This window comes from Bacillus sp. 5RYD7K (assembly GCF_059831465.1).
Map to the genome: position 1 here is coordinate 3,813,237 of NZ_CP191200.1, position 25,247 is coordinate 3,838,483.

Genomic DNA, 25,247 nt, shown 5'->3' on the forward strand with positions numbered 1-25,247 from the left:
AAAGCCTTTCACAGCAACGGATCGAGAATTTATTATAAAATTCTTAAATTTTCATCTTTATTAATCTTTATTTTATTGGCATAATAGAGGAAAAGAAAATGTGAAGCAGGTGATCTGTATTGAATCGTGTTGAACCGCCTTACGATTTAAAAGAAGCTTTAATCTATACCCAAAAAATGGCGCAGCTGTCCAAAGCGCTGTGGAAATCTATCGAGAAAGACTGGCAGAATTGGCTGAAGCCGTACGATCTTAATATTAATGAACATCACATATTATGGATTGCTTATCAGCTTAAAGGAGCTTCTATTTCGGAAATCGCCAAATTCGGCGTTATGCACGTATCAACTGCATTTAATTTTTCAAAAAAACTTGAAGAACGCGGGTATCTGAATTTTTCCAAGCGGCTGAATGACAAGCGGAACACGTACATTCAGTTAACAGAAGAAGGGGAAAAAGTATTTGAAAGTCTGCTAGAGGAGTTTGACCCGTCGAGAAACGCGGTGTTTAAAGGCTCACAGCCGCTCTACCACTTATTCGGGAAGTTCCCGGAGATGGAAGAATTGACCTGTGTCATCCGCCACATTTACGGGGAAGATTTTATGGAGATATTCGAGAAATCATTGACAAACATAAACAATGATTTTGAAAGTGAAGACGGAAGCCTGAAGAAAAAAACGGGCGGATCGGCTGACCATGAAACGGCTGAAGAGCTGGAACCGGTCAGCAGTTAATCAAAGTGCTTCATAATCTCGATAAATTCTTCCATCAGCGCTGTATAAAGCCCCTGCTCGTACAAAGCAAAAATCGTTTCATGAACATCTAATTTTTCGTTCAGCTGTCCCGCAAAAAGCGCAAGGAGCTTGTCGAACGTCACAAAGCCTTGCGCTTTTTGCGACTCCAGCTCGTCCTCCAATTCGCGGCAGATCCGCCCGACCTCTTCACCTTCCTCTTCGGTCAGCCCTTTTTCAATCATCATCGCATAAAAAGGGTACTTATCCATATCCACCGTTTTCACCAGCAATTGTATGTAATATTCTAACCGCCCGATACGCTGATCCATTGAATCCATCCGTTTCACTTCTTTCTATCTTTAATCTTATTTTAGCTGATAATGAATGGAGAAGAAAGGTTAAACCGTACATTTCCATGTTTCACCGCTCTCTTCTGTTCTTCTCTTTCCGGGTTTATTTTTTTCTTTAAAAAAGGATTGATTTTTTCTCCTGAAGAGAGTAAATTATTTTGAGATTGTATTCCATATTTGTACGGAAGGATGACTCTGATGAATTGCTGGAAAACCATTAATCTGATTAAAGATTATGGTGCGGTTCGTTTATTATTGACTGCTGTAGGTTTTATGATCCTGTTTTTTATATGCAACTTCTTGGCATTCGGGCTGCTTCGTCCGAATATCAGTTTAAGTGACGGGCATGTATTAGCTTTTTGCGTTCTGCTCGTCGTTACTTTATTTGTACATAAAGTCATACATGTCCTGCCGATGTTTTGCAAAAAAAGAAAAAAGGAAATGAAAATGTACTTTTTGCGGATGCCGACATGGAAAGGCATACCGAAAACAACGATGCTGATTTCAACGATCAGCCCGTTTTTATTCATTACGCCGGTGTTATTTTATGCAGGCTTGGCATTTCCGAGACACGCCCATTACTTTTATATGATTTCGAGCATTCATGCGGGCTATTGCCTGCCTGATCTTCTGTTTGCGCTGCATCTGGTCAAAGCGCCAAAATCATGTCTGATTGACCAGGAATCCGACGGCTTTGATATTTTAGTAAAAAAAGTGCCGGAGTCCTGATGTCCCGCTGATTTTTCAGCTTACATTCTATCTTTTTCAATAAATATTTGGTAATGTAATATGGGAGCAGTTCAGAGAGAGGGGGAATCTCCCATCATTTTATTCTATTTTATCGTGGCTGCCCTGTTTATTCTTTATTTCATAAACAGGCTCACAAATACATTATGCCTTGTCAGAGAGATTCCTGAAGACCGGCAGGATAAGGTATTCCGTTTTATTAATGTTTCTATTTTAATTTTACTGATCTCTTCGTTCGTCGAGATCTCCTTTACTGTGTAAACAGGCAAAAAAAAGATGGCTGCCGGCGGATTAACGCGGAGCCATCTTTTTTTCTTAGTAAATCCAAGAAGCGCCGATGATGATCAATAAGATGAACAGAACAACCAACAACGCAAAACCGCCTGCAAATACTTCACCCATCTCCAGAAGCACCTCCTACAAAACGTTTTATTTTTCCAATTACATCATATGCAATTCACTTCAGAAACGATTAGGCGCCCGGGTAAGAAAATGGACCGCTTTTGGAAAAAGCGATCCGTTTCGCTTAGCAAATGTAAGCTGCACCTACAATGACAAGCAAAATGAACAATACGACGAGCAGTGCAAAACCGTTTGAATATCCTCCGCCCATGGTTCATTACCTCCTTTTCATGATCAATATATTTGTATGTATCAGGAAAAAGTTTGACTAGACGAATGCCCTTTATTTAAAATCTTTTTACAGAAAGCCACAATATGTTATGATACGCATATGCAATTTAATTTGGATGATTAGGAGTGTTAAAAGGAATGAAGAAAATCGCGATAGCAGCTATTACGGCAACGAGCGTCCTGGCTCTCAGCGCTTGCAGCAGCGGCGACAACGACGTGATCGCCAAGACGGATGCCGGCAATGTAACAAAAGGCGAGCTCTACACGAACATGAAAAAAACCGCGGGCGCAAGTGTGCTGACACAGCTCGTACAAGAAAAAGTATTAGCCAAAAAATACAAAGTATCGGACAAAGACATTGATAACAAGCTGAAAGAGTATAAAACGCAGCTTGGCGATCAGTACAGCGCCCTTAAACAGCAGTACGGCGAAGATTACCTGAAAGATCAGGTGAAATACGAACTGCTTGCCCAAAAAGCGGCGAAAGACAACATCAAAGTGACTGACTCCGACACGAAAGAATATTACGACGGCTTAAAAGGGAAAATCCGCGCGAGCCACATCCTTGTCGCTGACAAAAAGACAGCTGATGAAGTGGAGAAAAAGCTGAAAAAAGGCGAGAAGTTTGAAACGCTTGCGAAAGAATACTCAACCGACAGCTCAAAAGACAACGGCGGCGACCTTGGCTGGTTCGATAAAAAATCAATGGATGAAACATTCAGCAAAGCTGCATTCGGCCTGAAAGTCGGACAAGTCAGCGATCCGGTCAAAACAAAATTCGGTTATCATATCATCAAAAAGACGGAAGAACGCGGCAAATATGATGACATGAAAAAAGAACTGAAAGAAGAAGTTCTTAAACAGAAATTAAACGACAACTCAGCCGTGCAGGCAGCGATTCAAAAAGTCATGAAGAAAGCTGACGTAAAAGTTGAAGACAAAGACTTAAAAGACACGTTTAACACTTCAGCATCAACATCTTCTCAATCTAAATAAAAAAACTGTGCAGGCTCTCCGTGAGCCGCACAGTTTTTTTATGCAATCGAATGATTGGAATTTTCTTCTGCATCTTCGTTTTCATTTTCGGGCGCCGCCATACGGCGCTCGCGTTCCTGCTCCATCCGTTCAATATACACTCTTCCTTCTTTTTCAATAAACGACTGGTCAAGCTTTTCCTCTTCTTTAGCTGTCGTAAAAAGCTTATAGGCGCTGAAAATAATCCCGATAATGCAAAGGTATACCCACCAAGGAAAAAATAGCACGTTGTTTCCTCCCTTTTTACCCAAAGTCTTTATTTTAAGCTATGCCTGATCAAGACAAGTTATGAGAGCTGAACGTAAAAAAGACCGATCGTAAAGGATCGGCCTTTTTTTCTTATTGATGGAAAGTCGGTTTGTAGAAAGAACGGTTTTCAAGCGCAAATACACGCTCGGTGTATTCGCCCGGCTTTACCCGTTCAAGCGCTCTGTCCATCATGATCATTTTTGCATCCAGATTGTCAATGTAGTGCAGAATTTCCGCTTCTTTCACCATCGGCGGTTTCGGGCTTCCCCATTCCGCTTTTCCGTGATGGCTTAAAATCAAATGCTTCAGAATCAGCACTTCTTCAGCATCAATCTGAAGCTCTTCGGCTGCTTTTGAAAGCTCTGTCACCATGATTGAAATGTGTCCCAGCAGATTCCCTTCCACAGTGTACGTGGTGGAAACAGGGCCTGAAAGCTCTTTTACTTTGCCGAGGTCATGCAGGATGACTCCCGCATACAGTAAATCCCGGTCAAGAGACGGATACAGATCGGCAATCGCTTTTGCCAGGTTCAGCATCGACACAACATGATACGCAAGCCCTGAGACGAACTCATGGTGGTTTTTAGCAGCCGCCGGGTAATCCATAAAATCAGCGGCATATTTTTTGACCAGATGTCTCGTGATCCGCTGGATGTTAGGATTTTTCATTTCAAAAATGTATTGAGTGACGGTCTCCATCATTTCATCTTTCGGAATCGGCGCCGTTTCAAGAAAATCATCAATGCTGACATTTTCATTTTCGCCGGCCGGCCGGATGTTTCTCAATTTAAGCTGGTTTCGTCCGCGATAGTGATGTACATCCCCGATTACCTTCACGATCGTCTGCGCCGCGTACGTTTCTTCATCAGTCGGCTTGGCATCCCACAGCTTCGCTTCGATATCACCCGATTGGTCCTGCAGCATTAACGTCAGGAATGGTTTTCCGTTGCTTGCGATTCCTTTAGTCGAAGATTTAATCAGAAAGTATTGATCGACCTGCTCGCCGACCTCGTGCAGCATAATACCTTTTGCCATTCTATTAAAAGCTCCCTCCATATCTTACATAATACCAGTATAGCACATACCTCTTTTTTGAAAATAAACTCTTTTATGACAGGAGCCGCATGACTTGTCCGTTGTGAAATGACCGGCTCACATGCTCATGGCAGGTGAAATAAAGTATCTGCCTCCCGCCTTCTGTAAGCTGATTCAGCACATCAAACAGCCGCTCCAGCCTCTGCCTGTCAAAATGAACAAAACTGTCATCGAGTAAAAACGGCAGTGATACCGCAGATTCACGTTCTGACGCAAGGGCAAAACGGATTGCCGCGTAAAGCTGCTCGCATGCCGCCTGTGACAGCTCGCTTGCAGAAAAAACCGTACCGTCTTTCTGCATGACCATAATGGAATCATCAGCCTCTGAGAAATACAATTTATGATAGCGTCCGTCCGTAAGCGGTCCGTACAATGCGCCGGCGGTTTCTAACAGACGGGGAAGCGTCACCTTTTTATGCCGCTCCATTTTTTCTCTGATCACATGTCTGACCGTCTGCAATGCGGCCCACTCTTTAGCTGTTTTTTTAACGCATTCCTTCTGCATTTCCGTCTGCTGTTTTAAATCGGACACAAGCCCCGAGGACTCCAGCTGCTCTTGCTTCACCGTTAATAAAGCAATCTGCTCACGGAGATGCGCGCTTTTTTCCTCGAGTGTTTCTTTCTCTTTTTCCTTCTGAGCGAGTGTATGTTCAAGTTCGGGCACTGTATGGCTCATGTACGGCGCCAGCTGTTTTTGGCTTTTGCCGGACAAGTGCGTATTGATTTCGCGCAGCTGCCTCTCTGTTTCCCGGCGGCTTTCATTCAGCCTGGCGAGCTCACAGAAGTGTCCGCGGTTTTTTGCGCCTGCCGCCATAAAAAGCTGTTTCACCTGCTGTTCGTAGTAATGAACTTCTTCGTGTAATTCGCGCATTTGCTCTTGGGCATGCAGCAGATCCGTTTCGAGAGCCTGCTTTCGTTTTGCGTCCTCACGGGTCCGTTCCGCCAGCGCCAGCAAAGCACGCAATCTTTCTTTTACGGACAGCTCCCGGCCGTCTGAAGGACTCAGCTTTTTGACTCGTTCCTCAAATGATCTTTGCAGCTTTTGGAGCCGGCCCGCTTCAATGGTCAGCTCATGCTTGTTAAGAATTTCTTTTTTGACATCTTTCATCACATGATATGCGTCAAGAAGATGGGACGGGCTGCCCGAAAACCCCAGTTCCTTCATAAAATGTTCCGCCTGTTTTTCAGACGGCGCCATTTCGGCCTCCCATTCTTCATATTGGCGGATGACTCTTTCATATGCCGCTTCTTTTTGTTCAAGCACAGCTTGGTCCGCAATCAGCTGCTGGCGGTGCCGGCCGTCACGCCAAAGCTCTTCCTGCAGAATGTCAGCCTCTTCTTTTGAGATCGGCGGCTGCTGCTTTTTGTGATGGGCCCCTCTTCTTTCTGACGGCAGCGGCTTCTGTATGCCAGACAGCATATAAAGCAGCAAAGCGCCGGTAAAAAGGGCGGCGGGCAGCCATTCCTTTAACACAGCGAAAATCGCAATGAACACAATGCCCGCACCGAGAAAGAGCTTTTTTTGTTTGGCACGCTGTTTTTCCAGCTGCTGAACATGCGCCTGCCATTCGTTTCCTTCCGTATCAGCCATTTGCTTATATGATTGTAAAGCGGCTTCTTTTTCTTGCCTGACGGCGGGAGCCAAGATGTTTTCCGCCGTTACGGCATGCTTTCGTTCGGCATCTTCCAGCTCCAGACGCGCTTGCTCGAAAATCGCATCAAGCTGTTTTTTTCTTTCTCTTGCCTGTCCGGCGCTCTGCACGGCTTCTTGCAGCCGCCATTCATATTCATAATCGGTGTTCAGCGAAAGAATGCCGTCTTCCTCATGTCTGCCGCCGAGCTGCTGTAACCCTGAAGAAACACGGGCCGATATCTGCCGGATTTGTGATTGGATGGCGGCAAGCTGTTCACCTCGTGATTCGTACATATGCTGCTCGCCGGAAAGCTCCTGCAGCTGCCGTTCTTTTTGCAGCAGGTCCTCATTTGGCGCGAGCAGCTCAGCCTGCCGCCTGATTTCAGCCGTTTTTGCCCGAAGCCCCTCAAGCCGGGCCGCTTTCGGATGGAGATGCGATTCGTATTTTTCGAGCTGATGCATTCCATCCTTCGGGAATTGCTCCAATGCTTCCGGATAAGAAGAAAGTTCGCTTTCCAACGCTGTTTTTTTGTCTGCGAGCGGCTTTGCTTCTATCGCCGCTTTTACTGTTTTGATTTCTTCAGTTACATCTTTCAATTGTGCTTCGGCATCCTGCAGACGGCCGCCGGCACTTTTTTTCTCTTCCAGAAGGCTGTGATAGCCCGCTTCCGCAGCTTCCGCCTGTTTCAGCCGGGCGCTGAGCCGCTTTAACGTATCTAATTCCTGATTTAAACGGGGGTTCCGTCCGTTCGGCTTATACATTCTGTCTAGCTCTTTCGCCAGTCTGCCGTCAAGCTTTGCCGCCGCTTCAGATCCGAATAAGCTGGAAAACAGGAGAAACTCGCCGATTTTGTCCCGGTTAAAGGCTTGAATCTCCTGCAGTCCGAATACATCAAACGAATAGATTGCTTCGTACAGCGTCCGATCCGTATCGGAAAGCAGCTGTTTGAGCCATTCTCCGTCCTTGATTTCACCTGAAGGCAAATACACTCTGACTTTTTCGGCAGCGCCTTTTGTGCGTTCAATTTTAACAGCGCCGTAATCGTTATGCTTCAGTTCCACAACGCCGCCGTACACCCCGCCGTTTTTCGGTTCGTATTTTTTTGATTTCGGAAAACCGAACAGTACGCTTTTGATAAAGGACATCAATGTCGTTTTGCCCGCTTCGTTTAAGCCGTAAATCACTTGGACGGGCGAATCTGACAGCTGGAAGCTTCGATTGGAAAATTTCCCGTACTGGTAAATCAGCATCTTCGTTATTTTCATCGCTGAAGCTCCTTCAGCTGGCGCTTTAAAACGGCTTGAGCCTGCCGTTTAATGTCCAGTATCTCTTCATCTGTAAATAAAGTCATCTGCCGCCGGTATACGGGATGACGCTCGAGCGCTTCAAATACACCGCTCATGTCCGCGCATTGTTCTATGTCCTGAAGAAGCCCTTTAAAAAACGGATCAGGCGGCACGGTGTCTGTTTGATCCGTCCGATCCTCAATCGCAAGCGGCCAGATGAAACATTCCTCTTCAGCCTCTTCCTCCTGTAAAGCGGAAAGAAGCTCCTCCGCAATGCCTGCGGGCGCCTCCGCCCAAAAGCGGGGCGCCTCGCCGCGTAGCACCAGTCTGACACATGCCGGGCGGCCCGCGGCACGCAAGCCTGTGAACATATCCGATGCCATTTTCATCAGTGAGGTCATATGCTCGGCTTCGGAAATGTCAAGATCAATTTCCTCCCATAAGACATCGTGCGCTTCTTTGAATTCCCAAGACACCTCACCGTCTGCCGCCCGGACGAGATAATATCCCTTAGGCCCGGTTTCTTTTAAATGGCGGGCCTGAATATTTCCGGGATAAATGGCGGCGGGATGCTGAGCGGACAGAACCTGCCGCTTATGAATGTGTCCGAGCGCCCAATAATCCATGCCGCTTTTTTCAAGGTCTTCTTTCGTAAACGGACAGTACGGGTCATGTCCCTCCGCTCCTGATAACATGCCGTGGAGCATGCCGATATGATAAGGCGCGCCGGTCATTTTCCGGTAACGGGATGCCTGATTGGCCGTTACGCTTCTTTCCTGATAGCTGCATCCGTATATGCTTGCCGCGAGCTCTCCGTTTTTAAAGAAGGATTTTTCCTCCGGTGTATCCGAAGTGAATATATGTACATTTTCCGGCCATTCAATCGGTGTCCACTCACCGCCCAAATGATCATGGTTGCCGAATATGACGAACACTTGGATATCCGCTTCCTGTAATCTGGTAAACTGCTTTCTTAAAAACAGCTGGGCTTTTAAACTTCTGTTGGCTTCATCAAACAGATCTCCCGAAAGCAGCATGAAATCTGCCTGCTCCCGGAGCGCCCCGTCGGTAAGACGGCGGACGCTGTGAAATGTGCTTTCTTTAATACGCGCATATACCGGTTCAGGCAGATGCGAAATGCCGTAAAACGGGCTGTCCAGATGCAGGTCAGCGGCATGAATAAACGTCAGATCAGCCATCTCGCCCTCCCCTTTCTGTAGGTTGAATTACCCTTATTCTAGCATCGTTTTCATACGAATGCACGTTCTGCACGATAAAAAAACAGCCCGGCTGTCCCGGGCTGTTTCACTTATTTTTTGGAGATGCGCAGCGCTTGTTTGATCGCTTTGAATCCGCCGGCGTTTCCGTAAATCAAAACGCCGCCTTTGTAAATTTTCGCGCCGACCCCTGCAAAGATCACGATAGTGACCAGTGTCAGGGCGATTCCGGCCGCCGCCTGCCAAAACGGGATATCGAGCATCCCCACGCGTAAAAACATAATCATCGGCGTGAAAAACGGAATGTAAGATGTAACGGTAATAAAACCCGCATCAGGATTGCCAAGTCCGAACATGGCGATCATAAAACCCGCCACGATTAAAAATACCATCGGCTGAATCGTCTGCTGAACGTCCTCTATCCGGCTGACAACACTGCCGAGAAACGCGGCAAGCGTCGCGTAAAGAAAATAGCCGAGCAGATAGAAAATGACGGCATAGACAATCGTCGAGACGGGAACATCCGTAAAATTGAGAAATGCACTGATCGGCGACGCCTCATCATTTTGAGGGTTCAGCTTCAGTGAGAGAAAACCCGCCGCAAGCAGCACCGCAAACTGTGTGATCCCGACAAGCGCGATACCGAACAGTTTGGCAAACATCTGCTGAATCGGCGGCATGCTTGAAATTAAAATTTCCATGACCCGTGACGATTTTTCCGTCGCCACTTCCATCGCAATCATACTTGCGTACATAATAACCGAGAAGTAGATGACAAACAGCATGATGTATACAAGCCCCATCACCTGACCGAGCTCTTCCTCAGATTTCGCCCCTTTTTCCAGCGCGTCTTTGCTGACTTCAGGCGGAGTGTAGAGGCTGCTGACTTTTTCTGCCGAAATGCCGAGCTTGGCGGTTTCAACAGCGGTTTTTGTCTGGGTTAAAGCCTGCTTGAGAAGTTTATACGCTGATTCATCAGAAATGGTCAGCGCCTTGTAGGCTCCTGTTATCGTTCCTTTTTGATCTTGTCTGATGATAAAAAGCCCGTCCCATTCACCGTCTTTGACACGCTTTACGGCATCTTTTTCGGACTCCTTCGTCTCCATCGCCTGCAGATCATTGTCTGTATCTGCCGCTTTAAGCTGTTTTGCAAACGCCGGGTACATCCCGCCCGTTTCATCAATCACCGCAATCTGCTGCTTGCCGTCATCCGATTGAAACACAGAAATGATCGATTGCAGATTGGTCACCGCTAATACTAATAACACGGTAATGGCGGTCGAAATAATGAATGACTTTGTCGAGATTTTGTTTTTATATGTATGAAACAGCATAATCCAGAATTTATTCATAAACGGCCCCCACCTTTTCTATAAAAATATCATGCAGTGACGGCTCTTCTAATTCAAACTTCCGTATAAAACCTTTCCCTTGCAGCGCCTGGAAAATATCCTGGGAAACCGGTTCATTCGCGACCTGCAATCTGATCCCGTCATTTGTTTCCTTCCATTTCACGACACCTTCATGCGTTTTTAAAAAGCTGAGATCATCATCTGAATGAACGGTGACATTTTTTTTGCCGAAAGACCGCTTAATGTCTTTCAGATTGCCTTGAACGACGGGTTTTCCCTTCTGGAGAATGCACAAATTCTCGCAAAGCTCTTCTACATGCTCCATTCGGTGGCTTGAAAAAACGATGGAAACGCCGCTGTTTTTCAAAGAAATAACCGCTTCTTTCAGCAGCTCGACATTCACCGGATCAAGACCGCTGAAAGGCTCATCAAGAATCAGCAGTTCAGGCTTATGCAGGACGGCGGAAATGAACTGGATTTTTTGCTGGTTTCCTTTTGACAGCTCTTCGACTTTCTTATTCTTGTAATCTGTAATGCCGAATCGCTCGAGCCATGTCATGAGCTCTTTTTCCGCCTCTTTTTTGCTCATTCCTTTTAATCTCGCAAGATAGACAAGCTGGTCACTCACCTTCACTTTCGGATACAGCCCCCGCTCTTCTGGGAGATAGCCGATTTTTTCGCTGATAGAATAATTGACCGGCTTCCCTTTCCAGCTGATCTGCCCGTCAGTCAGGCTTAAAAGCCCCAAAATCATCCGAAAGGTTGTCGTTTTTCCCGCGCCGTTTGCGCCGAGGAGCCCGAACATTTCCCTTTCAGGTATTTGCAGGTTCAAATTGTCAACAGCGGTAAAGCTGCCGAATCTTTTCGTTACGTTTTCAATTGTAAGCACGAATCCAACTCCTTCCTTGACCCATTATATACTAATAATGGGTAAAAATTAATGGAGGATTTTAAATTCTTTATGAGAATATCATTCTATAAAGGAGGTGACGTGATGGGACAATATGTATTGACTGCATTCCATGCGTCGGGAGAAACACTGCTGGATGAACGGATCGAAGCAGACAACGAGGCGGAGGCAAAGGCTGCCGGAGAGGCTTTGTTAAAGGAAAAAAAGTTCGAGAACACTACTCATCGTTTGGTAAATGAAGCCGGAAAGCTGATTTTATTCCACAGATAACAGAAGCTTTCCGGCTTCTGTATGTTACCGGTTAAATTGCGGCGTCCGTTTTTCTAAAAAGGCGCGGATGCCCTCTTTATGATCATCCGTTTTTCTCATATTTTCCTGGGCCTTTCGTTCAAGAGACAAAACGTCTTTTAACCGGCTGATATGGAGGCTTTGATAAATAGCCTTCGTTTCAATCATTGCTGCCAGCGGCGCATGTAACAACCGTTCGATATACGGCTTTGCCCCTGCCGCAGGGTCACCGCTGAACAGCCCGTCGGCAAGCTTGAGCTCCACCGCTTTTTCAGCCGGCAATTTTTCGCCGCTCCAAATCAGTTTTTTCGCTTCAATCTCACCGACGCGTCTCATTAATAAATAATGGCCTCCTCCGTCGGGAACCAGTCCGATGCCGATGAAATTCATCGCGAGGCGGGCGTTTTCTTCGGCGAGAACCACGTCGGCACACAGCGCGAAACTCAGCCCGAGCCCCGCCGCGGCTCCGTGGATGGCGGCTATCACAATTTTTTTCATATCATAGAGCGTCAGTGTAATGGATTCGATCATTTTCATGAGCCGTTCATATTCTTCTGGATCATGATTCGATGTCATCATCTGAATATCACCGCCCGCGGAAAATCCCCTGCCTTCCCCCCGCAAAAGGACGATAAGCGCCTCGCTGTCAGCTGCCATCACGCATGCATTCTCCAATTCCCGGAGCATTTGTTCATTGAGCGCATTGTAACTGTCAGGCCGGTTCAGCACAATCTCTGCCATCTTTCCCTTTTCTTCATATCGAATATACTGCATGTTTACACCCTCCTTGTATCCGCTTACATATTTTGTTCAAATGATATATTCTTTCCGCGAAGCGAAACTCCTTTATTTTTCAAGGTCAACAGATACCGAAAAATGCATATCATTTGAAACTGAACATACATTTTTATATAGTGAAATTGACATACAAAACAAAAAGGGGGGAGGAACGCCGATCATGAAATATGTGATACTCAGCTTTTTATTGAGCTTTTTTATGGTGCTGTTCCCCCCTTCGGATGTCGCCCTTCCTTCCCAATTGGTGACAGAAACAGACAGCCACGTTCAAATTTCGGTTTACCCGCAGGAAACGGACTCGGCAAAGACGCCGGCCCCTGCCAAAACCGCTCCGCACGGCTTGTCAAAAGGGTACGATGCGTTATCCCGAATGGTCACCCTGTTATCTGTCAAACCTCTTGATCAATTCATTGATTCCACACTGGAAAGGACATGCGCCATTCCGATACAATACCAGTCAAATTACCTCCGGCATCAGACCATTTCTCATTGCCAATCTGTATTTACGGTGTAAAAACAGTCTATTCCGGAGGGATTTTTTATGAATATTAAAGAAAACGATCTGCCCGGCATCGGGAAAAAATTCGAAATCGAAACGAGAAACCATGAAAAAATGACGATCATCATTCATGACGACGGCAGGCGGGAAATATACAGATTTGATGACCGCGACCCTGATGAGCTTCTGGCAAGCATTTCTCTTGATGATGCGGAAGCAAGACAGATTGCCGCGATTATCGGCGGGATGGTGTACAAACCGCAGGCGCTTGAATCGATTGAAATGGCGTTCAGCGATCTGATTATCGAATGGTTTAAAGTTGAAAAAGGGGCAAAAGCGGCAGGGCGGACGCTCGGCGAACTGGATGTGCGCCAAAACTACGACGTGACTGTCATCGCCATCATTAAGCATAACCAGGAAAAGTTTTTAAACCCGGGCGCTGATTCGCTCCTTGAAGAAAACGATACACTCGTCCTCTCAGGTGAAAGAAAGCATTTGAAGAAACTGATCCAAGACTTTCTCTCCAGAGACGGAGTGTGATCTGTTTATGGATCATCTCGTATTTGAAGTCGGTACGGCGCTAGTTCTCGTGGCCATTGCAAGTGTCATCGCCAATAAAATTAAATTCTCGATTATTCCCTTCCTGATTATTTTAGGAATGCTTGTCGGGCCGCACGCGCCCCAAGCGGGCATCATTGACCTGACATTTATCGAGAGCCGGGAAGTGATTGAATTTTTCGGACGGATGGGCGTCCTGTTCCTCCTCTTTTACCTCGGGCTTGAATTCTCGGTCGGAAAATTAGTAAAATCCGGACGTTCCATTGCCGCCGGCGGAACGATTTATATTCTGATTAATTTCAGCTTAGGACTGATATACGGCTTTATCACGGGCTTTTCCTTTTTGGAAGTGCTTGTATTGGCCGGTGTCATCACGATATCATCAAGCGCCATTGTCGCAAAAGTGCTTGTCGACTTAAAGCGCACGGCTAATCCGGAAACAGAGCTGATTCTCGGCATCATTATGTTTGAGGATATCTTTCTGGCGGTTTACTTGTCCGTTGTTTCCGGGCTTGTATTGGGAGACGCGACGTCTGTCGGAGGCGCGCTGCTGTCAATCGTGATCGCTTTCGGATACATGCTGCTGTTTTTCATTGCCGCTCGAAAATTGCCGCCTCTTCTGAACAAGCTGCTCGATATCCGTTCAAACGAGGTGTTTGTCATTGTCATTTTTGCAGCGCTCTTTTTCATTGCCGGCTTTTCCGAAACGATTCATGTCGCTGAAGCGATCGGTGCGCTTTTACTCGGACTCGTCTTTTCGGAGACGGCTCATTCTGACAGGATTGAGCATCTTGTCGTGCCGTTCCGTGACTTTTTCGGAGCCATGTTTTTCTTCAGCTTCGGACTGAGCATTGATCCGTTTTCACTCGGAGATGCGGTATGGCTTGCCCTCGGCGCCGTTTTGCTGACGATTGCCGGAAACTTTATCGCCGGCATGATTGCCGGGCGCCGGGCGGGGCTTTCTCATAAAGCATCGTCTAACATCGGGCTGACCATCGTCTCCCGCGGCGAATTCTCCATCATCGTAGCGAATCTCGGTATTGCCGGCGGTCTGTCCGCCTCACTAAAACCTTTCGCCGCCTTGTATGTTTTGATACTGGCCATCTTCGGCCCTTTGCTCACGAAAGAATCGAAGCGGATATATCTCCTGTTGAACAGCGTTTTCAAATGGAAAAAGCCTGAAAAGACGCCGCAGAAATCATAAAAAAACTGACCCCTTACTAAAGGGGTCAGTTTTTTCGCGCGGGAAGAAATTGCTGAAAAGCCGTTTTTTTGTTAATGGAGAAATGCTCTTTTCCCAGAATGGTATTAATGATTTTTTGGTTTCTGTAAACAGACAGCTTCAAATTCGTTGCGCCCGTTCCGTGGGCGTGGTCAAGATTCGTTAATGTGAAGAAATGATGCCGCCTATCGTCCTTAAAGACGAGGCGGGAATCGGCCGTCACTTTAAACCGTTTCTCATCCTCCCATTCAATATCGGGAGAAATGGCCGAAAACCAATCCGGAATATGCGGCTTGAAGCCGGTCGCCAAAATCACTTTTTCTGAATCGGCCGTAAAAGTTTCATCCATCTGCCATTGATGAAAGCTCAGTGCGCAGCGGCCGTTTTTCTTTTCAATTTTTTTAAGCTCCGCCATCGGCTGAATATAGACATCAGGCGAGCCTCCGCTGATTGACCTGTGGTACAGGGCATCGTAAATGTCAGCAAGTGTGTCAGAATCAATGCCGTGGCGCAGTCCGTCCAGCTCAGGCAGTGTATTCAGCCGTTCCTTAAAAGGCAGGCGGTTAAAATATTCCACATAATCGGGTGTAAACATTTCCTGTCCGAGCTTGGCGGTTTCCAATTCTCGAAATCCGGCGGAGCGTGTCACCCATTGCAGCCGGCAGCGGCGGTATTGTTCATCATGCAATAAATCAGAAAAGATCTCCGCTGCGCTCTGTCCGGAGCCGACTACTGTAATTGATTCGGCGCCGGCGAGTTCGTCTTTCCGGAACAAATATTCCGCGCTGACCATCGTGTCCTGGCGCGCTTGGTCAGCAATCTCTGCTGGAATAAACGGCTCAGAACCCGTTCCCATGACGAAATGCTTCGTTTGATACACGCTGATGCTTCCGTCCTCAATGTTCTTGACGCTGACTTCATAATGGCTGCCGGCATTTTTCACGCCGATTACCTCTGAGCCGAACCGGCATGATTTGATTTCGGAAGCCGCCCAGCTCAAATAGTCGTTAAATTCCCGTCTTGGAATATCAAATTCGTTAAACGTATAAAACCGGTACAGCCGGTCATGTTCATGGAGAAAGTTCAAAAATGTGTAGCGGCTTTTCGGATTGGCAAGTGTGACCAGGTCCGCCAAAAACGCCACCTGTAAATCCGTTCCTTTAATTAACAGGCCCGGATGCCACGCAAATTCTGTCTTTTTATCGAAAAAAAGAGCGTCTGTTTCGGGTATATCCTCTAACAAAGCGGCAAGCCCTAAATTAAACGGCCCGATTCCCGCGCCTATGACATCATACATATTATGCACCTCTTACGAATTACAGTCTGATGATCTTTTTCCCGTTTTCACATACGGATAAACATAAAAAAACGGCACGCTGATTCCGTGCCGTTTTTCATATTACAAAGCGGATTTGACGAACATCTCATCTAAGTATTTGATTTTCTCTTCTGTATAATGCTCGAATCGGTCATTATATGATTTCGGGTCTTTCGGATTGGCGAAGTGCGTGATTTTTCCGGTTTCCGGATGAATGAATTTGCTTGCCGCGCCGCAGCCGATACCGATAATCGTCTGCACTTCTTCCATAATCATAATGTTGTAGATGCTCTCCTGACCCGGGAAGGAGTAGCCGACATTTTCAAGGTTTCCGAGAATGTTTTTCTGCCGGTACAGGTAGTACGGTTTATAGCCGTGCTCTTTTGTCCAGCGGACGGCGTCATCCATCATGCGGGATACTTCCTGCCTGTCGGCAACTTTATACTTATGCTTGTTTCTCGTCATTTCTGACGCCCGTTTGAAAGAAAGCGTGTGAACGGTCAAAGATTCAGGCATCAGCTTTTCCGTTTCATCAAGACTGTGCCTGAACTCACCCGTCCCTTCTCCCGGCAGGCCGATGATCAAATCCATATTGATGTTATTCATGCCGTGTTTGCGGGAAAGGTGGTACTTTTCAATGGTTTCTTCGACTGTATGATGTCTGCCGATGGCCTTAAGCGTTTCGTTTTCATAAGACTGCGGGTTGATGCTGATTCTGTCAATCTTATACTTATTTAAAACGGCAAGCTTTTCCTCCGTAATCGTGTCGGGACGGCCCGCTTCAACGGTAATCTCCCTGATATTCTCTACATCAGGGAAAGAACGGACCATTTCTTCATATAAAAGATCCATTTCTTCAGCGGTAATGCTTGTCGGCGTACCGCCTCCGAAATAAATGGTCGTCACTTTGATATCATGCTGTTTCAGCCATTCACCGATTTTTTGCATTTCATAGTGAAGCCCCCATAAAAAAGAGCCGACTCTGCCTGCCTGTCCCTGGATGGCATAAGCCGGAAACGTGCAGTAGGCGCACTTCGTCGGGCAGAACGGAATGCCGATATAAATGCTGACTTCATCTTTGACCCGGTACAGATCGGGAACCGCAGCGAGCTGGCGGTCGACAATCTCCTGCATCAGATTGATTTTTTCATCATGGATCAGATAATCTTTTTTCAGATCGGCATGCGCCTCTTCTTTTGTCAGGCCGCTTTGCAGCTTTTTATGAAGAAGTTTAGTAGGCCTGATCCCGGTCAGGATTCCCCATTTTTGCGTCATGCCCGTATGCGATTGAAGAAGATTTAAGTAGACGTATGACAGCGTGTTTTTCACCTGTTTAAATACTTCTTTGTCGCTCCATCCGGCAAAAATCGGTTTCGTATGATGCTCCTTTTCGCCGGTTCCTTTGATTTCTCCCGATACTGACACGCTGTCTGCATTTTGAGAAATGGCAAGTGAGATGACGAGATCAGAGGGTTCCTCCGTTTCGGCGTATGCAAGAACACACTCCTCAAAAAATAAATTCGCGATGTTTTGCAGCGGACGATGCAGCCTGTCATCCGTTATGCCGTCTATTTTGATTTGCACTGTGATCACCTTATTTTTCAGATTCAAAACTTTCTTTAGTGTACAGAAAGAACAGGCTAAAATCAATCCGCGAAAAAGCCGCAGACCGGTGTTTCGTGTCTGCGGCTCTTTATTACGGCCGTTTCATGTGGAACTTATCGAGAAAGCCTTTGCGGTGCTGCATGCGGAAGTATTCCTTGATCATATAGGCGACGCCCTGTTCATCATTTGACCTTGTCACCCAATCCGCTCTTCTTTTTAATTCATTGGAGGAATTCCCCATCGCGACACCGAGGCCTGCCAGTTCGATCATCGGCAGATCATCTTCCTGATGGCCGATAGCCACGACCTCTTCCATTGAAAGCCCGAGTTCAGCTGCGACCATTGAAAGTCCGCTTTCCTTTGAAACCCCTTTAGGCACGATGTTCAGTTTTTCTTCGTTAACGCGGATCACGTCCACGGCCGGGAATGCTTTCACGATCGTATCTGTTATGTCAGCCTGCAATCCGTTTTCAGCATACACCTCAATGACGGGCGCGGAAACCGGCTCATCAAGGAGCAGATCACTTAATGATTCGACAAACTGAACCGGGTAAAAAATCGGGTCAGACGGATGAATCATCGTTTTCCCGACCAGATTTGAGTTCACTTTCTTCTTATTTCCGATCGAATATTTTTCGTGCAGAAGCCGGATATTGCATTGATAGCTTTCCAGCACCTGGACAATATTAAACGTGTGATCTTCCGATATTTTCTTTTCGAAAAACGGCTCATCTATTTTTTCGGAAATGTATGCGCCGCTGTGGGTAACCAATTTTGCATTCAGTTTTAATATTTTCGCTACTTTTTGAGCGGAGCGAAAATGGCGGTTTGTGACCAGTGTGACGTAAATCCCTTTTTTCTTGACGTATTCAATGGCATCCTTTGTCGTCTGATGCAGTTTGCCGTTGGAGCGAAGAAGCGCTCCGTCTATATTTAACGCCAGCATTTGTTTTGACACAGAGAAGTCCCCCTCCTTGATGACTGTACTTGTCATTAGGATATGACCCTGTCTCTTTGTTTAGAACAACCTTTTCTCAGCAGCAAAAAAGCCTGCCTCAAGCAGACTTTGAACTGTCATTTTGTGGGATACGATCGATTTGCTGCCTTCTCCCCAATGTGTATTTCTATATCAGGAACCCCTTATTTGACCGTTGATGCGCTCGTTTCACTTACTCTCTGTTGCTACCCCTTAACATAACAGGCAGTATAGGCGACCGTATCCTTGGATCTTCTGTAAGTGTAGGCGCTTTCAGGGTTATTATCACACGTTTACTGTTAAAAGACAAGGGTTTTTTTAACTAAAAAAATCAGAGGGACATCTATGCTGAATGTATGATAAAGTTGAAAGAGAACATATATTCGCATATAATAAAAGAAAAAAAGCGGTGACTGTCATGTCTCTATTAAAAGATATTTATAACGAAGAATTTGCAGAAGCACTTCTGAACAGAATCAAATCGGCGCATCTGGCTTTTGAGCGGGACATGTGCCGGGCGCTGATGTTTCAGGAAGATTGGCCCGAACTGGCATTAAAACAGCGGATGCGCCGGATCACAGACTCTTTATATGAAACACTGCCGAAGGATTACATACGGGCGCTTGACGTCTTATATGAGACAGCTCCCCATTTCACAGGGCTCGCCGGGATTATTTTTCCCGATTATGTCCAACAGTACGGAACGGATCACTGGGAAGAATCAATGAAGGCGCTTCAGTTTTTCACTCGTTTTTCCACTTCCGAATTTGCGGTCCGCCCGTATATCAAGCTTGACCGGGAGCGGATGTTCAAAGAGTTCCTTTCCTGGACGGAGCATCCGGACGAACATGTCAGAAGGCTTGCCAGCGAAGGCTCAAGACCGCGCCTGCCGTGGGGAATCTCCATTCCGGCTCTTCTTGACGACCCTTCTCCGATTCTCCCTGTTCTGGACCGCTTGATGCAGGATGACTCGTTATATGTCAGAAAAAGCGTGGCGAATAACCTGAATGACATCTCCAAAACACATCCGGATCTTCTGGCACAGATCGCAGCCGATCGATTCGGAAGCTGTCCGCACACGGATTGGATTTTGAAGCACGCCTGCAGGACACTGTTAAAAAGAGGAGACAAACAGGCGCTTGCGATTTTCGGGTTTGAAGACGCCTCCCGGATTTCATTGGAACGTTTTACACTGAATTCGGAAACGGCCGCCATCGGAACAAGCATACATTTTTCTTTTCAGATCCGCTCATCCGCCCGGCAAAAAGTCAGGGTTGAATACGCGATTGATTTTGTAAAGAAAAGGGGGCACCGCAGCCGCAAGGTGTTTAAGATGTCAGAGTCCGCCATGGATAACGGAGACGTAAAAGCCTTCAGCAAACATCATTCCCTTAAAGATTTAACCACCCGCAAGCATTATCGGGGAATTCACACTCTGTCTGTCATCATTAACGGAACGGTAAAAGGTTCGCTTGATTTTTCTGTTGAATAAAAAACCCCCTCCATTTCATAGATGGAGGGGGGTGGAGCTTACTGCGGGTTTCCGTAAAGCTCTTCAAGAGGTTTCATGATAATTTTGTTTAACTCGCCGATCAGCATGCTCATGCGCTGTTCCGCTTCCATCAGCTGGGAAATCAATTCATGCTGCTGTACAAGAGCAACCGTTTTTTGCGCCTGCTCTACCTCTTCCTGAGTGATTTCTTCGCCTGACATCTGTTTCTGCTGCAGCTGCAGCTGTACATTGCGGAAATTATCAAACATGCGTTTTGCCGATTCATCTGCGTTTACTTGATCATAAAGCCCTCTTAAACGGCTGTATTCATCACTGTTACGCAAAGCTTTTTCAAGATCATATGCTGCATCATAAAAATGAACTGCCATAGTAACCGCTCCTTTCTTCCTTTCAGACATACCACTCCACTATAACAGACTGCGGAGCGACTTTCATCCTCGGCCGATGTTTTCCTTAGAAAAGAATGACAAACAAAGCTTGGATTGCTCCGATGATCCCGCCGAGCAGACCGCCTAAATACGTAATCATCTTAAATTCTTTCTTGGAAATCGACAGCACCATTTCCTCCAGCCGCTCAACCGGAAACAGATCAACCTGCTCTTTGACCACTTCCTCAAGACGAAGGCGTTTGAGCACATCTTCCAAATGAGCGGCAATACTGCCGAGCGCTGCATCAAGCAGCTTCGGCGCATACGTTCCCGTAATCTCCCCTTCATAGCGGGAGATGATGTCACCGAGCCGTCCCTCAAAAAAGGGTGCGGTTTGAAACGCGGCCAAAGTCCGTTTTTTCAGGCTGAACAGCAGATCTTTCGCATTCCACTTTTCGTCGGCCTCATAAAGTGTATAAGATTTGAGCTTGCCCCATTCTTGAGAAAGCAGATCAGTCAGAAGCTTTTTTGTTTCCTCATTGCGCAAAAACTTTAACAGCTCAGGCAGCACACGGCCGGCCAGACTTGAATTGCCGAGGAACATCTGCACCATGCTGCCGAGCATCCCCCGTGTATTCAAAAAGTCGTCAATCATATTGCCGAGTCTGTCTTTGCCTTCTTCACTTTCAAAATAATCAATGCTCCGCTTCAGGATATAATCGGCGGCCATCGGAACTTTTTCATCCAGCTTTTTCTGCAGCTCATCAGGAAGCCAGTCCTTTATGGCGCGGTGTTCATATTTCCGGTACAGTTCCGAAAGCTTTTCATCTGTAAAACGATCAATCCAGGCATCCGTCTTTTCCTGCGGATTCCGGATGCCTGCGGCGGCCAGAGCTTCCTGCACCGTCATATCGGAAGCGGCCATTTTTTGCGTGAATTGTTCGGCGAACACAAGCGCCTGGTTTTTAACGGTATCTGACAAAAGCCGCTTTTTTATGCCTTCCGGAGTTAACAGATGGTTCGTCACCATGAGCCCCATCTGTTTTGCCAATTCGTCCCGTCTTTTCGGGATCAGCCCCGGAGTAAACGGAATCCGTTTTCCGAACAGGTAATACGGACGGTACGGACGAAATAACATCTGAATGGCAAGGTGATTTGTCACCGCGCCGATCGCGGCTCCGATCACAATCATAAATATAAACGTTCCTGCTATGCCCATTCCTTTTCTTCTGCCTCCATCTTATGTTCTATTTTTCTAGATGATATATCTATTCGTATTATAGAGGCTGGCGTGAATGCGGGCAAATGAAGAACCTGAATTGTTGTTTCTCAGGAATAAGGCAAGATGCTGTTTCGTACTCTTTACAGTAGATCATCTTTTATGCTGCGCTTGACATGTCTATTGGATGGAAGGGCCGTTTCATCAGCGGCTTTTGAATAAAGGGGGAGTAACAACATGACAACACTCGGTTTTATGTCCGTATCCCGCCGGCACGAAGAAGATTTCGCCGGTGAACTGGCTGAAAGAGCGCCTCAATACAATGTGCGCTTTGCCCGCTTTACACCGTTTGATATTTATCCGGATTCTTTACGCGTAAAAGCGCTCGTGTATCATCCGAAAAGCGGAAAATGGAACGAAACGGAAATTGATATTCCCGAATTTATTTACGATCGCTGTTTTTACGGAAAATCTGCTGAAGCTCAAAAAGCCAAACCGATCGTCGAATGGCTGAAAAAATATCCGAAAACGGAATTTATCGGCCGTGGGCTTCCTGATAAATGGACGGTTACGAATGCACTCCAAGAGCATCATCTGATCAGTCCCTATATTCCTGAAACGGTCGAAGTCAGCCGTTATGAAGAGGTGCAATCATACTTAGCGAAAGAAAAAGCATGTATACTTAAGCCCGCTTTCGGCGCGGGAGGAAGAGGCATCATCCTCCTTAAAGCAGGGAAAAAATCAATTTCAGCCACTTACTATATCGGGAAAAACAAGCAAACAAAAACGTTTTCCAACCACGTGTCTTTTAAGTCCTGGTGCAAAAAAGTGCTGCAGCACCGTTATTTGCTTCAAGCCTACTTAAATATTCAGGATAAGGAACAGCACCCGTGCGACATCCGCATTTTCATGCGCAAAAATGAGTCAGGAGCTTGGGAAACGGTCGGAAAAGCGATCCGAAGAGGTTATCAGAACGGTCTTTTATCTCATTTGCGGGGAGGGTCCGAACCGATTAAATTTGACACGTGGTTTGAAGAAATTCCGAAAAAGCAGCAGGCCGTTTTATTGGATGATGTCTTTTCGATCACCCAGTCCGTCCCTTATTTTCTTGATGAACAATTCGGACCGCTGTTTGAGCTGGGGCTCGATATTTGTTATGCCAAAGACGGGCGCATCTGGCTTTTGGATGTCAATTCAAAACCGGGACGGAACGCCATTTTAAGCGTGGCTCCCGAAGCGAAAGAGGATTTGTACACCAGTCCGCTGAAACGCTTCCGCGATCTTCAGTCACATGAAAGCCGGAAAGGAGCACTTCCGCGTGAATCATAAAGGGATGATGGTCGGCATCGATAAAAAAAGCAAAAATACGCTGTATCTCCCCTCCGCCATGAAACGGGAAGGGATTTTATCCGCTGCCTTCGGGACCAAGGTTGTTAAATGCCGTGTAGCCTTTTCTCAATCTCTTGAAAAAAGCGCGCTCCTTTCTGAAGACTTATTTGAGGAGCTGATGATACCGCATAAAAGCCGGGCTGATTTTCTCATCCACGGCCAGACGGTGCATATCGGACCGCTGATCGGCATTTTTACAGCAGGGTTCACATCATCGACGCAGCGCCCGTTCAGAGACCGCACATCCTTCTTTACCAAGCTGCTCTCCCTTCACGAGCAGGCGAACGGATATTGTTTCGTTTTCGGGGCACATCAGATCAACTGGGAAGAAGGCACAGTCCAGGCGCTGATTTATAAAGAAAACAGCTGGAAACGGGCGGACGTCCCGCTTCCGAATGTTGTATATGACAGGCTCCCGAGCCGAAAAACGGAAAAAGTTCCTCTTTTACAGCAGACAAAATATAGGCTGATGAATGACTATCAGATTCCCTGGTTTAACCCGCAATTCTTTAATAAATGGGACATTCACAAGCTTCTGGAAAAAAACAGTCTCACGGCTTCTCTCCTGCCAAAAACAATCCTGCAGCCGAATGCAGAAGCGATAGAGACGTTATGCAGCACGTTTGACACCGTATTTATCAAGCCTGCAGACGGCACACTCGGAACGGGAATTTACAAGCTGGAAAAAACAGACGCCGGCTTCTCAGTCAAATACACGAATGAGGAAAAAACGGTGGTGACGGCGGATTATGCAGATGCGGCATCCTTCATGAAATCATTTGAAGAAAACAATGACCCGTCCGCTTTTTTATTGCAGCAAGGCATTGATCTGATCCGGCTTGACGGGCGTCCCGTCGATTTCAGGGTGCATACGAACAAAAATGCCGAGGGAAAATGGACAGTGACGGCGATCGCAGCAAAAATTTCCGGCAGAAACAGCATTACAACGCATCTGGCAAACGGCGGGGAAGTCAGAACGTTAGCTGAATTATACGGCGATCCGAAAGAGAGAGTCGGCATGATCCGGAAGCTTTCGAAAGCCGCCTTAGCGGTCAGCCGTGTGTTAAATGAACATATTGAAGGCTTTATCGGCGAAATCGGCTTTGACCTCGGCGTTGATGAGGCGGGGAAAGTTTGGATGTTTGAGGCCAACTCCCGCCCCGGGCGGAGCATTTTCTCGCATCCGAAGCTGAGATCAGTCGATTACCTCACAAAACGGAGAAATTTTGAATACGCGTCATATTTATCAGAACGGTCCATTACCGCCCCGGAAAAACTTTGGCGGTGAGGCCGCCTTTTTTTCGTTGACCCGGGACAGGCACAGAACTGATGAGCTACAATGAACAGGATCAACATTTCCCGATAAGGAGCGTGAACGTCATGATTTCGCACTTCAGCTGGAAACCGTTATTCAAAAAAGAGAAACTGCCCGGATGGCGGATTTCGTTTTACTGGCAGGGTACGCATTACGAAGGAATTTACCACAAGTCCGGAGACATTGAATGGGGACACACACATCCGGGGAAAGAAGAGCCGGCACTCGTAAAAGAGCTGCATGAATTAATGCTTTATCACATATATGACTGAAAGCTAAAAGCTCAGCCGCAAAAGGCTGGGCTTTTCTTTTTCCTTCCGCTATTTACCACCCGGTTTTCCGAATGAGATGCCTTTTGATTCACCATAATACGTAGTACAAAGCGGCAAACACCATTGGGTGAAGCCGAGCTGGCAATGGTTTTCATTCCGGAAACCATCAGCTGGTGCAATTCCAGCAAACCCAACCATACTACTTTATAAAGGAGATCATACAAATGGCAAACAACAACTCTTCAAACCAACTTTTAGTACCTGGCGCTGCTCAAGCAATCGACCAAATGAAATACGAAATTGCTTCTGAGTTCGGCGTAAACCTTGGCGGAGAAACAACTTCCCGTGCAAACGGTTCTGTCGGAGGAGAAATTACTAAACGTTTAGTATCTTTCGCGCAGCAGCACATGGGCGGACAAGGCGTACAATAACTCAATAAATGGCATACAGAAGGCGCGGGATACCGCGTCTTCTTTTTATTGCCGTCACCCTTTTTCCTATTCCACATACCCTAGGAAAAAAGGAGGGAAAACATGTCATTCATTGCCTCAGTCAATTGGGAGCTGTTTCAGTTCGTAACGGTTTCTTTGGTCAATGAATATGTTGCCCACCATCTCCCCTTTATTCACAGGTATTCTTTTCCCCGCTGCTTTGAATGATATAATGAG

At 46.5% G+C, this 25,247-nt stretch carries 29 protein-coding genes; 14 read left to right on the forward strand and 15 right to left on the reverse strand.

Annotation, left to right across the window (positions count from 1 at the left end; genetic code table 11):
• The first annotated feature begins 119 nt into the window (after positions 1-119).
• The gene (locus ACQE26_RS18685) at positions 120-731 is read left to right on the forward strand and encodes an HTH-type transcriptional regulator Hpr (RefSeq protein WP_438421539.1); all 612 of its coding nucleotides are present in this window, start codon (positions 120-122) and stop codon (positions 729-731) included.
• Here the strand turns inward: ACQE26_RS18685 and ACQE26_RS18690 are convergent.
• Positions 728-1,069: a YhaI family protein gene (locus ACQE26_RS18690; RefSeq protein WP_003155243.1), complete on the reverse strand. Its 342-nt coding sequence runs from the start codon at positions 1,067-1,069 to the stop codon at positions 728-730. The genes ACQE26_RS18685 and ACQE26_RS18690 overlap by 4 nt on opposite strands.
• 210 nt (positions 1,070-1,279) lie before the next feature.
• Between ACQE26_RS18690 and ACQE26_RS18695 the strand changes: the two genes are divergently transcribed.
• Positions 1,280-1,810: a DUF3267 domain-containing protein gene (locus ACQE26_RS18695; protein WP_016938345.1), complete on the forward strand. Its 531-nt coding sequence runs from the start codon at positions 1,280-1,282 to the stop codon at positions 1,808-1,810.
• Positions 1,811-1,870: 60 nt separating this feature from the next.
• Entirely contained in the window at positions 1,871-2,089 is a 219-nt protein-coding gene (locus ACQE26_RS18700; protein ID WP_003155245.1) for a hypothetical protein, read from the forward strand.
• Positions 2,090-2,143: 54 nt separating this feature from the next.
• On the opposite strand, the gene yhzE2 is transcribed toward ACQE26_RS18700, so the two are convergent.
• Together yhzE2 and ACQE26_RS18710 are read right to left on the reverse strand one after the other, a co-directional pair.
• Positions 2,144-2,230, reverse strand: coding sequence for a sporulation protein YhzE2 (gene yhzE2, locus ACQE26_RS18705; protein WP_013351705.1), 87 nt, complete (start codon positions 2,228-2,230; stop codon positions 2,144-2,146).
• A gap of 124 nt (positions 2,231-2,354) precedes the next feature.
• A complete protein-coding gene (locus ACQE26_RS18710) occupies positions 2,355-2,441 on the reverse strand; it encodes a YjcZ family sporulation protein (RefSeq protein ID WP_016938346.1) in 87 nt (28 codons plus the stop codon).
• A gap of 158 nt (positions 2,442-2,599) precedes the next feature.
• Here ACQE26_RS18710 and prsA point away from each other — a divergent pair, with 158 nt between their 5' ends.
• Positions 2,600-3,457 carry a peptidylprolyl isomerase PrsA gene (gene prsA, locus ACQE26_RS18715; protein ID WP_060963158.1) on the forward strand — a complete coding sequence of 286 codons (858 nt, stop codon included), beginning with the start codon at positions 2,600-2,602 and terminating at the stop codon, positions 3,455-3,457.
• A gap of 38 nt (positions 3,458-3,495) precedes the next feature.
• On the opposite strand, the gene ACQE26_RS18720 is transcribed toward prsA, so the two are convergent.
• The 6 genes from ACQE26_RS18720 to ACQE26_RS18745 all read right to left on the reverse strand — a co-directional run bounded on the left by ACQE26_RS18720 (position 3,496) and on the right by ACQE26_RS18745 (position 11,218).
• On the reverse strand, positions 3,496-3,723 hold the full coding sequence (locus tag ACQE26_RS18720; protein WP_438421537.1) for a sporulation YhaL family protein: 228 nt from the start codon (positions 3,721-3,723) through the stop codon (positions 3,496-3,498).
• Positions 3,724-3,835: 112 nt separating this feature from the next.
• A complete protein-coding gene (gene yhaM / locus ACQE26_RS18725) occupies positions 3,836-4,780 on the reverse strand; it encodes a 3'-5' exoribonuclease YhaM (RefSeq protein WP_060963160.1) in 945 nt (314 codons plus the stop codon).
• A gap of 73 nt (positions 4,781-4,853) precedes the next feature.
• Positions 4,854-7,739 carry an ATP-binding protein gene (locus ACQE26_RS18730; protein ID WP_500470271.1) on the reverse strand — a complete coding sequence of 962 codons (2,886 nt, stop codon included), beginning with the start codon at positions 7,737-7,739 and terminating at the stop codon, positions 4,854-4,856.
• Positions 7,736-8,959, reverse strand: coding sequence for a metallophosphoesterase family protein (locus tag ACQE26_RS18735; protein ID WP_500470272.1), 1,224 nt, complete (start codon positions 8,957-8,959; stop codon positions 7,736-7,738). The genes ACQE26_RS18730 and ACQE26_RS18735 overlap by 4 nt, the downstream gene beginning before the upstream one ends.
• A 110-nt stretch (positions 8,960-9,069) precedes the next feature.
• The gene (locus tag ACQE26_RS18740; RefSeq protein ID WP_438421534.1) at positions 9,070-10,329 is read right to left on the reverse strand and encodes an ABC transporter permease; all 1,260 of its coding nucleotides are present in this window, start codon (positions 10,327-10,329) and stop codon (positions 9,070-9,072) included.
• The gene (locus ACQE26_RS18745; protein WP_060963164.1) at positions 10,322-11,218 is read right to left on the reverse strand and encodes an ABC transporter ATP-binding protein; all 897 of its coding nucleotides are present in this window, start codon (positions 11,216-11,218) and stop codon (positions 10,322-10,324) included. The genes ACQE26_RS18740 and ACQE26_RS18745 overlap by 8 nt, the downstream gene beginning before the upstream one ends.
• A gap of 105 nt (positions 11,219-11,323) precedes the next feature.
• Here ACQE26_RS18745 and ACQE26_RS18750 point away from each other — a divergent pair, with 105 nt between their 5' ends.
• Positions 11,324-11,509: a YhzD family protein gene (locus tag ACQE26_RS18750; protein ID WP_060963165.1), complete on the forward strand. Its 186-nt coding sequence runs from the start codon at positions 11,324-11,326 to the stop codon at positions 11,507-11,509.
• Positions 11,510-11,533: 24 nt separating this feature from the next.
• On the opposite strand, the gene ACQE26_RS18755 is transcribed toward ACQE26_RS18750, so the two are convergent.
• A complete protein-coding gene (locus ACQE26_RS18755; RefSeq protein WP_500470273.1) occupies positions 11,534-12,301 on the reverse strand; it encodes an enoyl-CoA hydratase in 768 nt (255 codons plus the stop codon).
• A gap of 184 nt (positions 12,302-12,485) precedes the next feature.
• On the opposite strand from ACQE26_RS18755, the gene ACQE26_RS18760 reads away from it, so the two are divergent.
• From ACQE26_RS18760 to ACQE26_RS18770, 3 genes are read left to right on the forward strand one after another with little or no spacing between them, the layout of a single operon-like run.
• Positions 12,486-12,839 carry a hypothetical protein gene (locus tag ACQE26_RS18760; protein WP_045927099.1) on the forward strand — a complete coding sequence of 118 codons (354 nt, stop codon included), beginning with the start codon at positions 12,486-12,488 and terminating at the stop codon, positions 12,837-12,839.
• A 27-nt stretch (positions 12,840-12,866) separates the two neighbouring features.
• The gene (locus tag ACQE26_RS18765) at positions 12,867-13,364 is read left to right on the forward strand and encodes a cation:proton antiporter regulatory subunit (RefSeq protein ID WP_500470274.1); all 498 of its coding nucleotides are present in this window, start codon (positions 12,867-12,869) and stop codon (positions 13,362-13,364) included.
• 7 nt (positions 13,365-13,371) lie between these two features.
• Positions 13,372-14,586: a cation:proton antiporter gene (locus ACQE26_RS18770; protein ID WP_500470275.1), complete on the forward strand. Its 1,215-nt coding sequence runs from the start codon at positions 13,372-13,374 to the stop codon at positions 14,584-14,586.
• Positions 14,587-14,611: 25 nt separating this feature from the next.
• Here the strand turns inward: ACQE26_RS18770 and ACQE26_RS18775 are convergent, their stop codons facing one another.
• From ACQE26_RS18775 to ACQE26_RS18785, 3 genes are all read right to left on the reverse strand, one after another.
• A complete protein-coding gene (locus ACQE26_RS18775) occupies positions 14,612-15,901 on the reverse strand; it encodes a lysine N(6)-hydroxylase/L-ornithine N(5)-oxygenase family protein (RefSeq protein WP_500470276.1) in 1,290 nt (429 codons plus the stop codon).
• A 102-nt stretch (positions 15,902-16,003) separates the two neighbouring features.
• Positions 16,004-17,506 carry a coproporphyrinogen III oxidase gene (locus tag ACQE26_RS18780; protein ID WP_438421530.1) on the reverse strand — a complete coding sequence of 501 codons (1,503 nt, stop codon included), beginning with the start codon at positions 17,504-17,506 and terminating at the stop codon, positions 16,004-16,006.
• A 112-nt stretch (positions 17,507-17,618) separates the two neighbouring features.
• Positions 17,619-18,485: a Cof-type HAD-IIB family hydrolase gene (locus ACQE26_RS18785; protein ID WP_060963171.1), complete on the reverse strand. Its 867-nt coding sequence runs from the start codon at positions 18,483-18,485 to the stop codon at positions 17,619-17,621.
• A gap of 436 nt (positions 18,486-18,921) precedes the next feature.
• On the opposite strand from ACQE26_RS18785, the gene ACQE26_RS18790 reads away from it, so the two are divergent.
• Complete coding sequence (locus tag ACQE26_RS18790) at positions 18,922-19,995, forward strand: DNA alkylation repair protein (protein WP_500470277.1); 1,074 nt, start codon at positions 18,922-18,924, stop codon at positions 19,993-19,995.
• 38 nt (positions 19,996-20,033) lie between these two features.
• Here the strand turns inward: ACQE26_RS18790 and ACQE26_RS18795 are convergent, their stop codons facing one another.
• Both ACQE26_RS18795 and ACQE26_RS18800 read right to left on the reverse strand, forming a co-directional pair.
• Positions 20,034-20,384, reverse strand: a complete 351-nt coding sequence (locus tag ACQE26_RS18795) for a YlbF/YmcA family competence regulator (RefSeq protein WP_045927096.1) — start codon at positions 20,382-20,384, stop codon at positions 20,034-20,036.
• 85 nt (positions 20,385-20,469) lie between these two features.
• Positions 20,470-21,603 (reverse strand): DUF445 domain-containing protein, encoded by a 1,134-nt coding sequence (locus ACQE26_RS18800; protein WP_500470278.1) that lies wholly within the window; start codon positions 21,601-21,603, stop codon positions 20,470-20,472.
• 237 nt (positions 21,604-21,840) lie between these two features.
• Between ACQE26_RS18800 and ACQE26_RS18805 the strand changes: the two genes are divergently transcribed.
• From ACQE26_RS18805 to ACQE26_RS18825, 5 genes are all read left to right on the forward strand, one after another.
• Positions 21,841-22,932: a YheC/YheD family endospore coat-associated protein gene (locus tag ACQE26_RS18805; RefSeq protein ID WP_500470279.1), complete on the forward strand. Its 1,092-nt coding sequence runs from the start codon at positions 21,841-21,843 to the stop codon at positions 22,930-22,932.
• Positions 22,922-24,280 carry a YheC/YheD family endospore coat-associated protein gene (locus ACQE26_RS18810; RefSeq protein WP_500470280.1) on the forward strand — a complete coding sequence of 453 codons (1,359 nt, stop codon included), beginning with the start codon at positions 22,922-22,924 and terminating at the stop codon, positions 24,278-24,280. The genes ACQE26_RS18805 and ACQE26_RS18810 overlap by 11 nt, the downstream gene beginning before the upstream one ends.
• Positions 24,281-24,363: 83 nt before the next feature.
• The gene (locus tag ACQE26_RS18815) at positions 24,364-24,579 is read left to right on the forward strand and encodes a YheE family protein (protein WP_012117190.1); all 216 of its coding nucleotides are present in this window, start codon (positions 24,364-24,366) and stop codon (positions 24,577-24,579) included.
• 224 nt (positions 24,580-24,803) lie between these two features.
• Complete coding sequence (locus ACQE26_RS18820; RefSeq protein ID WP_016938365.1) at positions 24,804-25,010, forward strand: alpha/beta-type small acid-soluble spore protein; 207 nt, start codon at positions 24,804-24,806, stop codon at positions 25,008-25,010.
• Positions 25,011-25,112: 102 nt separating this feature from the next.
• Complete coding sequence (locus ACQE26_RS18825) at positions 25,113-25,238, forward strand: hypothetical protein (RefSeq protein ID WP_016938366.1); 126 nt, start codon at positions 25,113-25,115, stop codon at positions 25,236-25,238.
• Positions 25,239-25,247 lie beyond the last annotated feature (9 nt).